Here is a 13,854-nt window from a genome sequence, read left to right on the forward strand (position 1 = left end):
GGCGGTCCTTCAGGGGAATATTGAGACTATTCAGCTGTTGTGTCGGCAGCCTCGGGTTGGGCAGGTGTGGGATCGACCGGCATTCCCGGCCGAATGTGGGCGAGTCCGTTGATGACTACCTGATCGTCAGGTTGCAACCCGCTCAACACAACCCGTTGCCCTTTGTGATACTGACCCAGGGTGACTTCGCGGTAGGCGGCGATATGGTCTTCGCCGACCACATAGACAAACTTCTTGTCCTGATTGGTGCCCACAGCGCCAGTGGGAATCAGCAATACCTCCACTTCGGTGGCTGCACCGAGTTGAACATTGGCGTACATGCCGGGTGTCAGGGCCCCGTCGGTATTATCAAAGATGGCCCGCGCCCGGATGGTTCCGCTGGAAATATCCAGTTGATTATCGAACGCATGGACTTTGCCCCGGTAAACCCGGTCGTCGTTCGCCAGTGTCAGTTCTACCGGCATCGCCGCGGTATTACCGGTGGTCCGGATTGATTGCAGATAGGTTTGCTCGTCCACATTGAATTCGGCATACAACTGCTGGTTGGATACCAGTGTTGCCAGTACGGGCGCACTGGCACCGGCTTCCACCAAGTTGCCGACGGTGAGCTCTGCACGGCTTATCCGGCCTGAAAAAGGCGCCTTGATATGCGCATACTGGAGATCCAGCTCCGTTCTTACCACGGTGCTTTCCGCCTCCTGTATCATCGCGCTGGCTACCTGGTATTCATTTTTCGCCGAATCATAAATGCTGTCCGACACCAGTTTCCGCCCGACCAGCTTGCTGGCCCGTGCCAGTTCGTCTCGCGCCAGGGTGGTGCGGGACTCTGCAGAGGCAAGTTGTGCTTTTGCCTGTTGCACGGCGGCCTGGTAGGGCCGGGGGTCGATCACAAACAGTAGTTCACCCCGTTCGACCAGTTGACCATCCTGAAACAGCACCTGCTGAATCTCGCCGCTTACCCGGGGTTTTATCTCGGCAGTATTTACTGCGGTCAGGCGTCCGGCAAAGCGTGTCCAGAGGCGAACGGATTCCAGCGCCACCGCTGTAACTGGAACCTGTCTCGCAGGTGGTGCACCTGTTGCCGTCTTGTCACTGGAATGGCTCTGGTGAGGGAATGCGGCGTAATAGAGGGTCGCCAGCAGGGTCAACAGTACAGTGGCTGTTGCGCCCGCAGCAACGCGAGGGCGCCTTTTGCCGGATGTGTCAGGCATGGTTGAGCTCCAGATTTTGAGGTATTAAACGGCTTCCTGTTGCCGAAAAAGGCGATTTGTTCTTGAATATGGCAGCTTACATACCGGTCGGTATGTCAGTCAATTGCTGAAATCAAAATAGGCTGGCTGGGGCATCGTTTTGTATTTGAGTAATTTATAGATATATTTCAACCGGTAAGCGCAGTTACACCATCGTGGGTTTTCAGACGGCAGCGGTGTCAGGGGTTTTGCCAGCTGGCATGGGTTGCTGGGCAAACCGTTAGGTATCTATACTGTGAAGCCTGACGTTAACCTGAAAGATACCTGATATGTCGTTAACCGAAACCCGGGAGCGCCTGCTGGAAACAGCGCTTGAGCTGATCTGGCAGAGTAATTACAACAGTGTCGGTGTGAATGAAATCTGCAAACAGGCGGGCGTCACCAAGGGTGCCTTTTACCACCACTTTGATTCGAAGGCGGCACTGTTCTGTGAGGCTACAGCCTATTACTGGCAAGTGATAAAAAGTGATCTTGATGCGGTTTTTTCACCGGTCAACACCCCGCTTGAGCAACTTGAAAATCTGGTGCATTTTCTGTTTGTGGCGAAGATGGGTAACGATCGTGCGGGTATCCGGGGCTGCCCTTTTTACAATGCCGGGGCACAGATTGGCTCCGGTGACGAGAAGGTGATCGAAGCGCTCCAGCTACTTTCGCAAACTGCGGTAAAATACAACCTGTCACTGGTAAAGGCCCTGCAGTTAGCGGGTTGTCTTGATGACGGTGTGGATGCCGAGCAAACCGCCAGATTGCTCTATCATTACATCCACGGCGTGCTCAGCTATGCCCAGGTGCACAGTGATGACGAGGAAATCAAACGTGATCTGCCCACCGGTCTCTACCGCTTGCTGGCACTGAAAACGGACTACTGGTTTAGCACCAGACCCACCTGGGAGCCACAGCCGGGGGTTTCCCCTCTTGTCGGCGAGATACTGTTGCCAAGACTCAGATAGCCGCGTTCGGTTATACAAAAACCGGGATGGACTCCATATGACCGACCAGTTGTGGCCGGTATTCCCAGTGAGCCTCAATGGTATTCTGGGTGAGCACATCGCCGGGTTTTCCCTGTGCGGATAATCTTCCTTCCTTCATCAATACACAATGGTCGCAGTAGCGCAGTACATGGTTGAGATCATGCAGCACGGCGATGACTCCGTAACCGCGTTGGCGGCATAGTGAGCGGGCCAGTGCCAGTATTCTGTGCTGTTGTTTGAGATCCTGTGCCGAGGTCGGTTCGTCCAGCACCAGCAAGGGTGGTTGTGTGGCCTGGCTCAATTGCAGTAGCACCCTGGCCAGATGGACTCTTTGCTTCTCTCCTCCGGACAGTGATGGGAATGCCCTGCCCATCAGGTGGTGGCAATCCGTGTCTTTCATCAAAGCAGCCACCTGCTGTCTGCCTTCCTGACGGGACAGGGAAAGTGGGATCATTCCCATGGCAACAATTTCGTCGGCAGTAAATGAAAAGCCAATCTGGCTGAACTGGGGAAGTGCGGCTAGGTGTCGCGCCCTGTCCAGTGGATCCCACTGGCGCAAGGATCGCTGATAAAAAAGGATGTCACCGGTGACAGGCAGATCACCGCCGATGGCCCTGAGCAAGGTGGATTTTCCCGACCCGTTTGGACCGGCGACCCCCACCATCATGCCCGTGCCGATGCTCAGTTGCTCAACGACAAGGTGTGGCACTTTGCCGTGTTGAGAACGGAGATTGGTCAATTCAAGCATAGCGGTAGGCCCTAGTTCCATTGACGCCGTTGCTGGATTAACAGCGCCAGAAAAAAGGGCGCCCCCAGTAGTGCAGTGACCAGACCCACCGGCAGTTCTGCCGGCTGTACCACCAGTCTTGCCATGAGGTCCGCCACCAGCAGGAGCAGGGCACCGCAGAGTGCAGAGAGCGGGATCAGGCTGCGGTGGTCAGGCCCGGTCACCAGCCTTACCAGGTGCGGTACCACCAGACCAATAAAACCAATAATACCGGCGTAGGCGACGGAGATGCCGACCCCAACGGCGACCAGAATAATCAGCTGCTGTTTGAGCCCTTCCACGTTGATACCGAGGTAGCGAGCCTCACATTCCCCGAGTACCAGTGCATTCAATGCGGACGTCTTCCTTTGGAATGCAATAGCCAGGGCCACAACGGTGAAAAATCCCAGCCACAGGTTTACCTGACTGGCGCCGGCAAGACTGCCCATCTGCCACAGGCTCAATTGGCGAAGCTTTTCATCGTTTGAAAAGTAGCTGATAAAACCGATGGTCGCACCGGCAAAGGCGGAGATGGCCACTCCGGCCAACAGGAGTACCAGTACTGAGGTGCCCTGTTTCGACCGGGACAGGCTGTAGACCAGCATTGTGGTGAGCAGGCCGGCGACAAAAGCACTCACGGGCACGGCCAGAGGACCTATGGAGGCGGGAAAAATAGCGATAGCAACAATAGCGCCGACCGCAGCCCCGGAGGAAACGCCGATAATGCCGGGGTCTGCCAGTGGATTGCGGAACAGTCCCTGCATCACTGCGCCACACTGTGCCAGCATGGCGCCGACAAACACAGACAGCAGCAGCCTCGGCAGTCTCAGCTCAGTGACGACTACCCGCTGGTAATCATCCAGTGTGCTCCAGTGGGTGCCGAACAGGGTATCGCAGAGTGCCAGTAGGCTCTCTGTTGGCGGTAAATCCAGCGCGCCCTGCAGTAGCGACAGCAAGCTGCCGAGGATAATCATGGCAACCAGCGCGATACCGGAGATCATAACGGGGAGTCGCATCAGTTCGCCTTTACTGCAAGGATCAGTTGTCTGGCTTCTTCAATGGACGCTAGGCTCAGTCCTGCGACCAGTGTGCTGCCATCAACGGCAATAATGTGCCCGAATCGGGCGGCCCGGCTGTGCGTCAGTACCGGATTGCTTTTGATAAAGCTATCCAGAGCGTGGTCTTTTTCCTGCCCGGCGAGAATGATGATGTCGGGGTCCATGGCGAGCAGGGATTCTGCCGAGACAGTGCGGTAATTGGTGAAATCTGCAACATTGTGGCCGCCGGTGAGGCGGATGAATGCTTCGCCAGTGGTGCCGTGGCCGGCCAGGCGAAGCTTGGCGGGATCGGTGGCCAGCAGGAAAGCGGCACTGCTGCCTGTTATAGGCTGGCTTTCCAGGGCTAGCAACTGTTGATCCAGTCTTGCCAGCAAGGGTGCCACTGTTTCAGACAGGCCCAGTGATTCGGCCACTCGTTGAATATTGTCACGCAACTGCTTCGGATGATCTGGAGAGGACAATTGCAGCAGGGTGACGCCCGCCTGCCTGAGTGCATCAAGTGCGGGTGCCGGACCCATATGCTCACTGCCAATCACCAGCGTGGGTGACAGGCTCAGCAGGCCTTCTGCAGACAGGTTACGGTGGTAACCGACGATTTTCAGTGGCCGGTAATCCGGTGGCAGGTGGCTGGTGACATCCACGGCAACCAGATACCTGTCCGCCCGCAGAGCAAAGATCAGCTCAGTGACCAGCGCATCGGTGCTCACCAGCCTTGTATCGGCCTGTGTTGTGGCAACAGCGCCAAATAATACCCCGGCCAACAGGACTGACATCAGGGATGAGCGGAGGAATTTTTTCATGGTTTCGATTCCATCAGAATTTGGGTGTCGGTCATCTGTCGTTCATTCAGCAGCGCCAGCAGTTTGACCAGCGACTCCACGGATGCGCGGCTGTCGGGGGCGACCGTCACAGGCCGGTTTTTGTCATCCAGCTGGGGCAAAAGGCGGGACTGAAATTCCTGCCAATGGTTGTAGCGCTGTTCGCCAATACCCCAGTGGGGCGAGTCCTGATAGAGCGTGATCAGCAGCCGTTGAGGTCCCTCCTCCAGTTCGCTGGTAGCCTGGTCGGTATCCGGAATATCCACGGGCAGAGAGAGCAGTCGATGATTGGCGGTAAGCAGCAGGAACACCACGACGATAAAGATGATGTCAATCAACGGGGTCAGTTCCAGGCCTGCTTCCAGCTTGATCTGGAGGGGCGAGCGAATCACGGCAGGGTACCCATCGAGACGCCATCGAGCTTCAGCAGTTGCAGGTTGATAAACTGTTCAGTCCCGCTTATCAACTGGTCGACCCACATATTGAAGCCGTGTGCGCCCACCAGTGCTGGCACCGCAATGATCAGTCCGGCGGCCGTTGTTTTCATGGCGATCCCCAGCCCGCCGGCAAGCATGGCGGGCTCAATGGGGCCCCGTTGTTCCCCCAGGGTATCAAAGACCTGTATCAGTCCAACCACTGTACCCAGCAGTCCCAATAGTGGCGATAGCAGGGCGAGTATCTGCAGTAGCCGGATACCGCTCGCCAGCCGCCGTTGTCGGTGTTGCAGCCACACGGCAGCAATTTCCTGCTGGATATGTTTTGGCTGTCCAGCGTGTCCTGTCATGACGGTCAGGCTGTCCCGTCTGAGTTTGCCTCGCACGGTTGTGTAACCAATCACAACCAGCCGCTCTGTCAGGATGATCAAGGACAGTAGCGCACAAAGTGAGAGCGGATAGGCCATTGGGCCCAGTTGTTGTTCAAGCAGTGTCATCAGATTCATGGGACGTAGCAGGCATTAGTGGTAGGTTGATTTTTTCAGGGCGAATTGCACCGGAACCCTGACCCTTGATTCGGCGCTCTTGCCATTTATCCGGTAAGGCATGAACTCCCAACTGGCAACGGCCTGTAGTGCGGCCTCGTCCAGTACAGCGATTCCCGAACTTTTGCTGACTGACAGCTGACGCTGTTCGCCCTCGTCGTCGAGCCAGATATCCAGCCAGACTGTGCCCTGCTGGCCCCGCTTGCGAGCAACTGTGGGGTAATTGGGCGGTGTAGGTGGCCTGGCGAACAGAGGTTCGGTAACCAGCGGCGCTGTATGAATGCCCTGCTGTTTGGGCGATTCAGGCTGGCTAGCCACAACGCTTGCCGTATCGTCAAGCTGCCCTGTCTCGTCCTCCCTTGTGGCGTGCGGCCGCTTCGCTTCCGGGATTTTTTCCCGAAGTGGTTTTGTCTCTGCAGGGGGTTCGACATTCGGCTCGGTAGTCACTTGGGGCTGCTTTTTTTCAGGTGTGCGGGCTACCACTGGCTCTGAAGCAGGGGGCTGTCTGTGCTTTGTTGTGGCAATAGGTTCAACAGCTTTTAGCATACTCTGTTCGCGGCGGAATGAGATCGACACCGCCACTGGCGCGGTGTGAAACGAGGACGCCGATTCAGCAGATGGCGCTTCTGTCGGCGGTAGAGTGATTGCCCAGCTGTGGGCAACCAGAGCCATCAAAAGGCTCCCGCTCCGCCAAAGCAGTGTTGGCCAGTATGTTTTCAGTGCTTTGCCCATAACCGAGATGATTCAAATGTCAGTGGTGCCCATGGTATACAGTCGGCCTCTTTTTGTAAATAATAATGATTCGTATTTACATTTGAGGTTGGTGTGTGTAAATTGCTGTTCCCATAGTTGGGTAAGTAGTCGGGTAGGCTGATTTGGTTTCTTGCCAAAAGCGTCGCTATTCCGGGTGCAATTAGTGATGGGGAACAGTGATGGGGAATCCGTTATGAATGATTGGCAAAAACAGAAAAACTTTTTTTCAGTTGGCTGGTATCAACTGGGTCTGGTGCCCGCGTTACTTCTGTCGTACCCGGCGGTCACTGTTGCCGTCGAGGCCAACGACAATACTGGTCAGTCTGCAGAATCTTCGGCCTTTGAAGTCGCACCGGTGGTGGTCAGTGCAACCCGGGTAGAGCAGGACATTGACGACGTATCTCGTGCCATTGTGGTGATAGACGAGGATGAAATAAGCACCATGCAACCCCAGTCGGTGGCGGAAATATTGCGCTATCAGCCAAATATTACGGTATCCGGTGGCCCCAGACCCGGCAATCAGTCGGTCAATATTCGGGGGCTGACCGGCCAGAAGGTCCTGCAAACCATAGATGGGGTGCGTCAGACATTTGAGTCTGGTCATCGTCCCACTTACTTTTTGGATCCTGAGCTAATTCGTGATGTTGAAGTTCTCAAAGGGCCCACCAGCAGCCTGTGGGGTTCGGGTGCACTTGGCGGGGTAGTTTCCCAAAATACCATTTCTGCCAGAGATTTGTTGAAGCCGGGTGCCAATCTGGGTGGCTTGGTCAAATCGGGTTACAACAGCAACAACCATCAGCAAACCACCACCACAGCATTGGCCGGGCGAGTGGGTAATGTAGATCTGCTGGCCAGTGGTTATTACCGGGATGCCAATGACATCGAGCTCGGTAATGGTGACGCCCTGGCGGGCTCAGCCACGCGGGATCAGGGCGGATTGCTGAAGGCAGAATGGCAAATCGACGACCAGCAATCCCTGGCGATTAATTACCGCCGTGCCGAAGTGGAAGGCGGTGTGCCTTCCAATGGTGCCGCTAATCTAGGTAGCAGCAATTTCCTGATTGACCGGGATCAGCGAACGACCACCTGGTCAATGGAATATCACCTGGATACCAATTCTCCCCTGGTGAACAGTCGGCTGCTGGCCTACAGAAACAAGGTGGAAATGGATGAGTCCAGGGTCAGTGATGGACGCTACGATTCCACTGAACTGGTGGTGCGGGGTATTAACCTGAACAATCTTTCCATGATAGGTGATATCGCACTGCTCTACGGGATTGATGGTTATCGAGAAGAATTCGATGCCCGCCGGGGCGGCATAGACCGCCCTGCACCTCCGGATGCGGAAACCGATGTCTGGGGCGCATTTGTACAGGCCACCGTACCGCTCTCGGAAGCCTGGAAACTGGAACTTGGTGTCCGTTATGACCGCTTTGAAACCGAGGCTAAGAACCTCAATGCTGACAGCAGTGACAGCGATGTCTCCCCATCGATTGCTGTCATCTGGCAGTCATCGGACTGGTTGAAACTGACCCTTCGCCACGATCGGGCATTTCGGGCCCCCGGGGCGGAAGCCCTTTACAGTACGGGAACCCATTTCTGTATGTTCCCGGGATTTTGCAACAGCTTCCTGCCCAATCCGGATTTGAAGCCCGAGCAAGCGGCCAACACAGAACTGCTGGCCAATATGCAATTCGAGAACCTGTTTGCTGATGACAGCCTGCGTATCAATGCCGCTGTTTTCCGCAACAAAGTGGATGACTTTATCGAACAGATCGTCACAGACCCTACCTTCTTCCCGGTGATGGACCCCGGTTATACCACCTGGGTGAATGTGGATGAGGCGGAGATAAAGGGCTATGAGCTGAGTGCGGATTATCGGCTTGACCAGTGGCAGTTGAAACTGGCCTATGGCCAAACACGGGGTGAGGATGATAAAACCGGTGATGATCTCACCAATATTCCTGCCGATACTTTCTCGGCTGACCTGAATTACCGTTTCGGTGCCAGGCCATGGTTGGCTGGAGTACGCTTTACCCATGCCGCCAGGCAGGATCGTACCGACTACCCGGAGAACACGGCGGGTCAGGAGTACAGTGATTACAACATCACGGACCTGTATGCCAGCTGGCAGCCGGAAAGTCTGAACGGCGTCAAGCTTGATCTCACGGTCAACAACGTCACGGATAAGCACTATCGGCGGGCCTGGGAAGAACTCTATGAGTCAGGACGGGAAATTATCCTGACGGCAACTTACCGTTTCTAGTGGCGACAGGGTATAGGTAACCAACAATGACAGCGTGGGACGACAATCAGGGGATGTCCGGGGATCAGGCAGAAGCACTGCTTCGGCTATTGGCCGAGTGGGGGAATACAACCACTGTCATCGTGCATGGCGGTTGTGTGTTCGAGTTCAAGGGGTGTTTTCCCGCCGGTAGCCTCGGTGAGGGTTACTACAATCTCGACGGTGGCAGTTCGGGGCTGCACGGGCACATCAATCTCGGCAGGATCCAGCGGGTGGCTTTCCAGGCGCGTCCCCACCGGGGCAGAGAGAGCTACGCCTTTGTTTTTTTGGACAAGGACAGCGAACCCATTTTCAAGGTCTTCCTGGGCAGAGACAACGATGGCGAATTATTTCCCGGACAGGTAGCCGAATTTCATCGTATTAGAGAGCACCGCTCGGTGCAGTGACGAATATCAGGAGAGCAGAATGAGAGAGTCAATTGTGCAGAAACGTATTAATGAAGAAGTGGTCAACTTTATCAGTAGCCGCAAAAGTCTGATGTTATCGACTCTTACAATGGAGGGAACACCCTATGCCTCCTATGCCCCCTTTGCGATTGGCGAAGAATGTCTGTATGTGTTGATCAGTGAAATTGCCCTGCATGCCGTTAACCTTCAGCATTTTCCGGAAGCCTCTGTCCTGATCATCGAGGATGAGGACAGTGCCGGCGAGCTGTTCGCCCGGATCAGGGTAAATTACAGCGTGCAGGCAAAACACATTGAGCCGGATGGCAAGCATTGGGCCGAGGGCATAGCACGACTGGCCGACAGACATGGCGAGCGTATTAATCACCTCAGCCAGTTGGCAGATTTCAAGCTGTTTCGACTTGTTCCTCAGGGTGGACGTTATGTGAAAGGTTTTGGTCGGGCATTTTCCCTGGCGGGAAAAACCCTCGCCGGTGAAACAGTGGATCACCTCAGGGATGGTCACCAGAAACGGGACGTGGCCTGAAATATCCATTAACCGGAGAGGGGAGAATCGCTATGGAACCACAATTCCTGTGTGTGCATCACAGGCAGTTTCTGTCAGCCAACCCCTGTACGGCAAGGCGTTACTGGGAGCGGTGTATGCAGGAAGGGCAGGTGTTTATGACACGCAGCCACTATCGGTCAGCGCTCCCCCATTTTGGTAGCGGTTTTGAAATTGCCATGATTCTGTTGGCCAATGACTGTCAGCCTGTAAAGGTTCAAGGCGGGGGGTATGCTGATGTGGAAAGGCTTGTTGATGCAGGCCATGGCACGGCTGTCTGTTACAGGCAGCTGGGGCAGTTTCATCTCGAGAAGAACTATCTGTTGACGACGTACTATGCGGTACTTGAGGCCGGTGAATTTGTCCGTGGAGATCAGTCAGCGATTTACCGGGAAGTCATTTCCAGGGCGCTGGAAAAATCAGCGAGGCCTCCCTGGCCAGCTCCGGACTCCCCGGTAGCGACCCGACTCAGCACCACGTGCTGAGCAGGGCAATGCATTAGGATCTGTTCAAAATTTTCATCATTGATCCCGACAGGGTTGTCCACCATCGAGTCGGTTTTTTTGGCATAACTGCAATACGGATCGGGGTTACCATCTGCCCTTGAGCTTGCCTATACTGTGGCACTGTTATATCGACTACAGACCGATGTAACTGAACACGATAATAACGAGAGGGTGGTATCCATGAAAAAAATCAAAGCTGTGGTTTATGGTGTCGGGACAATGAATTCGATCATTACCCGTATGTTGCTCGACAAGGGCGTCGAGATTATCGGGGCCATTTCCCGCAGTCCGGCAAAAGTCGGCAAGGATCTGGGGGAGCTCACCGGGCTCGGGCGCCAGCTGGGAGTCGCCGTGAGCAATGACGCCGCAGAGGTGTTGAGTCGTGGAGCCGATATCGCGGTTATCGCCGTCAACAGCTATATGTCCGATGCACAGGAGCAGCTCCGTCTGTGTGCCGAGCATGGTGTGAATGCGGTGACGTTGTCTGAAGAAGCACTGTACCCGTGGGACACCTCGCCCGAGATTACTGCTGAGCTGGACAGCATCGCCAAACGCACCGGTGTGACTTTGACGGGTTCCGGTCATCAGGACAGCTACTGGCTCAATATGGTGAGCATGTTGATGGGTACGACCCATCGTATAGACAAAGTGCTGGGCCAGGCCAGCTGGAATGTCGACGATTACGGCCCCGAACTGGCTCGCGAGCAACAGGTTGGCACCACCCCGGAGCAGTTCAATACGTGGCTGGAGTCCGCTTCGCGCCCACCCACCTTTGGTCGCAACGTGTTGGATGCACTGGTGGCGGATACCGGGCTGACGCCCGTGTCGATTACCACGACATCGCGGCCGGTACTGGCGACGGAACCTCTGCCGGTCGCCTCGCTGGGAATCACGGTTCCCGTTGGTAATGTTCTGGGTTTTACCGATATCGATGAAATTAAAACCAGTGAAGGGCCGAGCTTTGTGTTCGAAATGACCGGTTGTGTGTACCGGCCTGATCAGGCTGACATGAATCACTGGAAAATAGCGGGGGAGCCAGACGTTGAGCTTTCCAATGGAGCGGTTCCCACCGCGATGACCACCTGTACCCAATTGGTCAATAGAATTCCCGATGTGATTAACGCCCCGCCCGGCTTTATCACTGCCGAGAAGTTACCCCGGCTGCGCTATCGGGCATTCAGCCTGGAAACCTACTTAACCTGACAGAGTTGCCGCGAGAGGCCAAGCGAGGACGATACCCGGTGGTTGGATTATCCGAATTGTCTACCGGGTACCGGTCCAAAACGTCGTTCGGATCGTAGGAGTATTGATTGGCCGCTGTCCCATCGCGGTTGTTATGAACCCTGCGACACGAGAATGACTATGTTTGGACTGTTCAGAAAAAATCCGTTGGAAAAGCTGGAGAAGAGCTACCAGAGCAAACTTCAACAAGCCATGGAGGCACAACGATCAGGCAATATTCAAAGGTACGCGGAATTGAGTGAGGAAGCGGACGGTTTCTATCAGAAAATCAAAGCGCTGGAAAATACTGACGGTCGGGAGTAATCCGCCGGGCAGTTCAGTTCAGGAGGCCTGCCACACATGAATTGTTATAGGCCAAGCTGCTTCGTCATTGGCTAATCGTATACGGCAGCGTCCCCTCTTTCACCGGTCAACCGGCCTTGATCATGCGGTTGCGGCCTGAGGCTTTGGCTTCATATAGTGCATCGTCTGCGGATTTCAGCAGCGTTTCCAGCTGGTCTCCCGGTTGTGCCAGACAGCTGCCAACACTGACGGTTATTTTTCGTCCCTCCGGCAGCCCGGCCTGCTCAATGCTCAACCGCAGGCGCTCTCCGATCTGCTGTAACGTCGTTTCATCACAAGGTGAAAGCAGCACCAGAAATTCGTCCCCGCCCCACCGGGCTGCATGATCATAGGGCCTGATACCTGCTTTCAGAAGACCGGCAACATTGATCAGCGCACGGTCGCCGACCGCGTGTCCGAAGGAATCATTGATAGTCTTGAAATGATCAAGGTCGAGCCAGATGATGCCGAAGGTGTTTTGCTGGCGGCGTGAACGGTCTATTTCTTGGCTCAGCTGGAGGTTCATACCACGCCGGTTGAGCAGACCGGTTAGCGGATCGAGTTTGGTGAGTTCGTTGAGCGCCTGTGTGCGGTCCTTGACCCGGGTTTCCAGCTCCTTGGTGTGATTGCGAATTGCCTCGGCCATGTCGGAAAAATGGTTGATCAGTCGACCGATTTCTCCCGATCCGCTCGGCAGGTCGGCAGGTCGAAGGTCGCCACTTTTCACTTTGAGCATGGCATTATCCAGTGCTGCTACCGGTGTCAGAACCAGCTTTCGCAACGCCAGGTGCACCAGCAATATGGCGATCAACAGGATGAGGGTAAACAGCATCATCATGGCTGCAAAACTGCTGACAGGAATCACCTCCTCCAGATCCAGTAGTGTGAGTTCAAACCAGTCCAGCGAAGGCAGGTAGACAACCCCTGCCAGATAGCGCTTGCCGTCAATGACCACAAACTGGCTTTTTACCTCGCTGGTATTGTCGCCGACCTCGCGCAGGGTTGTCATTGTATTCCACAGTGCCTGTTGATCTCGTGGTTGGTCAAAGAGCAACTCAATGGTGTTCTTCTGGCCTTCCGGTTTTACCAGACTGGCGTAATCAATGATGCCGGGGTCGCGGTGTAACTGGATGGCGCCTGTATGATCCACAAACACGGTCGTGATACCGGGTTGCTCGATATCGACGATTTCCTCCAGGAACGCCTCCAGAGGCAGGCCGGTGCCGACAATACCCAGTGTGTTATCGCCGTCTTTCATTTGCACGTCAATCCACAGCTGGGTAATGCCCAGCTGCGTATCCGGATTGACATTGATGTGAAAGGACTTATTCAGTTTGAGTAGCTGGTAGAACCAGGCGTCATCGGGCTTGTCACTGTCCAGCGTGTAGCGAAGCTGTTTGCCGGAAAACTCGTCCTCGGCGTTGTTGTAGTAATAGGAGCCGGATTGCTTGAGTGCCACAAAATAATTTTCCGCACTAAAGTTCCGGCGATAGCTCTCCATCTCACGGATGGCTTCGGCGGCGAGTGCGGGATCATGCTCATTCTTTGCCCAGTTCTGGATGACGCGGGAATCGGCCATCTGCCGGGCCAGCGCAATTTCCCGCTCAATCGGTTTCAGTAGGCGGGTGCTGTCGTAGCGCACCTGAATATCGGCGGCGCGCAGTCCCCATTCCTCGATAATATTTTTTGCAACCTGCTGGAACAGCAGCCATGCGCACAGGGAGGAAATAACGATGAGAGCTGCCGTCAGAAGTTGAAAACGTGTTTTGATGCTCAAAGAAAACCCCTGATTAAGCCATACGTTAAATTATCATTGGATTGCCCGGTGTAGGCAACTGGTCAGTGACTCAAACGCATTTGAATTGACGCCAGAGTACCTGTCTGGTGCCCGGATTTTTATTCGGGGGTCAAATATCCTGGCAAATGTTTCATGTTGG

The 13,854-nt window shown here is 54.9% G+C and carries 15 protein-coding genes; 7 read left to right on the top strand and 8 right to left on the bottom strand.

Going from position 1 to position 13,854, the window contains the following annotated elements:
* Positions 1 to 26 precede the first annotated feature (26 nt).
* Positions 27 to 1,211, bottom strand: coding sequence for an efflux RND transporter periplasmic adaptor subunit (locus tag U740_RS04815; protein ID WP_051921206.1), 1,185 nt, complete (start codon positions 1,209 to 1,211; stop codon positions 27 to 29).
* A gap of 308 nt (positions 1,212 to 1,519) precedes the next feature.
* On the opposite strand from U740_RS04815, the gene U740_RS04820 reads away from it, so the two are divergent.
* A complete protein-coding gene (locus tag U740_RS04820) occupies positions 1,520 to 2,200 on the top strand; it encodes a TetR/AcrR family transcriptional regulator (RefSeq protein WP_051921207.1) in 681 nt (226 codons plus the stop codon).
* A 10-nt stretch (positions 2,201 to 2,210) separates the two neighbouring features.
* Here U740_RS04820 and U740_RS04825 read toward each other — a convergent pair whose 3' ends face one another.
* Genes U740_RS04825 through U740_RS11805 form a run of 6 tightly spaced genes read right to left on the bottom strand, consistent with a single transcriptional unit; the run spans position 2,211 to position 6,514 of the window.
* The gene (locus U740_RS04825; protein WP_036859378.1) at positions 2,211 to 2,969 is read right to left on the bottom strand and encodes a heme ABC transporter ATP-binding protein; all 759 of its coding nucleotides are present in this window, start codon (positions 2,967 to 2,969) and stop codon (positions 2,211 to 2,213) included.
* An 11-nt stretch (positions 2,970 to 2,980) separates the two neighbouring features.
* Complete coding sequence (locus U740_RS04830) at positions 2,981 to 4,003, bottom strand: FecCD family ABC transporter permease (protein ID WP_081890845.1); 1,023 nt, start codon at positions 4,001 to 4,003, stop codon at positions 2,981 to 2,983.
* Positions 4,003 to 4,845 carry a heme/hemin ABC transporter substrate-binding protein gene (locus U740_RS04835; RefSeq protein WP_051921208.1) on the bottom strand — a complete coding sequence of 281 codons (843 nt, stop codon included), beginning with the start codon at positions 4,843 to 4,845 and terminating at the stop codon, positions 4,003 to 4,005. The genes U740_RS04830 and U740_RS04835 overlap by 1 nt, the downstream gene beginning before the upstream one ends.
* Positions 4,842 to 5,255: an ExbD/TolR family protein gene (locus tag U740_RS04840; protein WP_036859379.1), complete on the bottom strand. Its 414-nt coding sequence runs from the start codon at positions 5,253 to 5,255 to the stop codon at positions 4,842 to 4,844. The genes U740_RS04835 and U740_RS04840 overlap by 4 nt, the downstream gene beginning before the upstream one ends.
* Positions 5,252 to 5,803: a MotA/TolQ/ExbB proton channel family protein gene (locus U740_RS04845; RefSeq protein WP_036859381.1), complete on the bottom strand. Its 552-nt coding sequence runs from the start codon at positions 5,801 to 5,803 to the stop codon at positions 5,252 to 5,254. The genes U740_RS04840 and U740_RS04845 overlap by 4 nt, the downstream gene beginning before the upstream one ends.
* 15 nt (positions 5,804 to 5,818) lie before the next feature.
* The gene (locus U740_RS11805) at positions 5,819 to 6,514 is read right to left on the bottom strand and encodes an energy transducer TonB (protein ID WP_051921209.1); all 696 of its coding nucleotides are present in this window, start codon (positions 6,512 to 6,514) and stop codon (positions 5,819 to 5,821) included.
* 274 nt (positions 6,515 to 6,788) lie between these two features.
* Here U740_RS11805 and U740_RS04855 point away from each other — a divergent pair, with 274 nt between their 5' ends.
* The 6 genes from U740_RS04855 (at position 6,789) to U740_RS04880 (ending at position 11,899) form a co-directional block, all read left to right on the top strand.
* Complete coding sequence (locus tag U740_RS04855) at positions 6,789 to 8,861, top strand: TonB-dependent hemoglobin/transferrin/lactoferrin family receptor (RefSeq protein WP_081890952.1); 2,073 nt, start codon at positions 6,789 to 6,791, stop codon at positions 8,859 to 8,861.
* Positions 8,862 to 8,887: 26 nt separating this feature from the next.
* Positions 8,888 to 9,286 carry a heme utilization cystosolic carrier protein HutX gene (hutX, locus tag U740_RS04860; RefSeq protein WP_036859384.1) on the top strand — a complete coding sequence of 133 codons (399 nt, stop codon included), beginning with the start codon at positions 8,888 to 8,890 and terminating at the stop codon, positions 9,284 to 9,286.
* 19 nt (positions 9,287 to 9,305) lie between these two features.
* Positions 9,306 to 9,830 (top strand): HugZ family pyridoxamine 5'-phosphate oxidase, encoded by a 525-nt coding sequence (locus tag U740_RS04865; protein WP_036859385.1) that lies wholly within the window; start codon positions 9,306 to 9,308, stop codon positions 9,828 to 9,830.
* 32 nt (positions 9,831 to 9,862) lie between these two features.
* On the top strand, positions 9,863 to 10,333 hold the full coding sequence (locus tag U740_RS04870) for a hypothetical protein (RefSeq protein WP_036859386.1): 471 nt from the start codon (positions 9,863 to 9,865) through the stop codon (positions 10,331 to 10,333).
* Positions 10,334 to 10,534: 201 nt separating this feature from the next.
* The gene (locus U740_RS04875) at positions 10,535 to 11,557 is read left to right on the top strand and encodes an NAD(P)H-dependent amine dehydrogenase family protein (RefSeq protein WP_036859388.1); all 1,023 of its coding nucleotides are present in this window, start codon (positions 10,535 to 10,537) and stop codon (positions 11,555 to 11,557) included.
* 159 nt (positions 11,558 to 11,716) lie between these two features.
* Entirely contained in the window at positions 11,717 to 11,899 is a 183-nt protein-coding gene (locus tag U740_RS04880) for a DUF6435 family protein (protein WP_036859390.1), read from the top strand.
* A gap of 106 nt (positions 11,900 to 12,005) precedes the next feature.
* On the opposite strand, the gene U740_RS04885 is transcribed toward U740_RS04880, so the two are convergent.
* Positions 12,006 to 13,694: a diguanylate cyclase domain-containing protein gene (locus U740_RS04885; protein ID WP_036859391.1), complete on the bottom strand. Its 1,689-nt coding sequence runs from the start codon at positions 13,692 to 13,694 to the stop codon at positions 12,006 to 12,008.
* Between the last annotated feature and the right edge of the window lie 160 nt (positions 13,695 to 13,854).

It is taken from the genome of Porticoccus hydrocarbonoclasticus MCTG13d (assembly GCF_000744735.1).
In the GTDB taxonomy this organism is placed as follows: domain Bacteria; phylum Pseudomonadota; class Gammaproteobacteria; order Pseudomonadales; family Porticoccaceae; genus Porticoccus; species Porticoccus hydrocarbonoclasticus.

Excerpts from the sequence above, each read along its gene's own strand:
- U740_RS04815 (WP_051921206.1), bottom strand. The coding sequence starts at position 1,211 with ATGCCTGACACATCCGGCAAAAGGCGCCCTCGCGTTGCTGCGGGCGCA.
- U740_RS04820 (WP_051921207.1), top strand. The coding sequence starts at position 1,520 with ATGTCGTTAACCGAAACCCGGGAGCGCCTGCTGGAAACAGCGCTTGAG.
- U740_RS04825 (WP_036859378.1), bottom strand. The coding sequence starts at position 2,969 with ATGCTTGAATTGACCAATCTCCGTTCTCAACACGGCAAAGTGCCACAC.
- U740_RS04830 (WP_081890845.1), bottom strand. The coding sequence starts at position 4,003 with ATGCGACTCCCCGTTATGATCTCCGGTATCGCGCTGGTTGCCATGATT.
- U740_RS04835 (WP_051921208.1), bottom strand. The coding sequence starts at position 4,845 with ATGAAAAAATTCCTCCGCTCATCCCTGATGTCAGTCCTGTTGGCCGGG.
- U740_RS04845 (WP_036859381.1), bottom strand. The coding sequence starts at position 5,803 with ATGAATCTGATGACACTGCTTGAACAACAACTGGGCCCAATGGCCTAT.
- U740_RS11805 (WP_051921209.1), bottom strand. The coding sequence starts at position 6,514 with ATGGCTCTGGTTGCCCACAGCTGGGCAATCACTCTACCGCCGACAGAA.
- U740_RS04855 (WP_081890952.1), top strand. The coding sequence starts at position 6,789 with ATGAATGATTGGCAAAAACAGAAAAACTTTTTTTCAGTTGGCTGGTAT.
- hutX (WP_036859384.1), top strand. The coding sequence starts at position 8,888 with ATGACAGCGTGGGACGACAATCAGGGGATGTCCGGGGATCAGGCAGAA.
- U740_RS04865 (WP_036859385.1), top strand. The coding sequence starts at position 9,306 with ATGAGAGAGTCAATTGTGCAGAAACGTATTAATGAAGAAGTGGTCAAC.
- U740_RS04870 (WP_036859386.1), top strand. The coding sequence starts at position 9,863 with ATGGAACCACAATTCCTGTGTGTGCATCACAGGCAGTTTCTGTCAGCC.
- U740_RS04875 (WP_036859388.1), top strand. The coding sequence starts at position 10,535 with ATGAAAAAAATCAAAGCTGTGGTTTATGGTGTCGGGACAATGAATTCG.
- U740_RS04880 (WP_036859390.1), top strand. The coding sequence starts at position 11,717 with ATGTTTGGACTGTTCAGAAAAAATCCGTTGGAAAAGCTGGAGAAGAGC.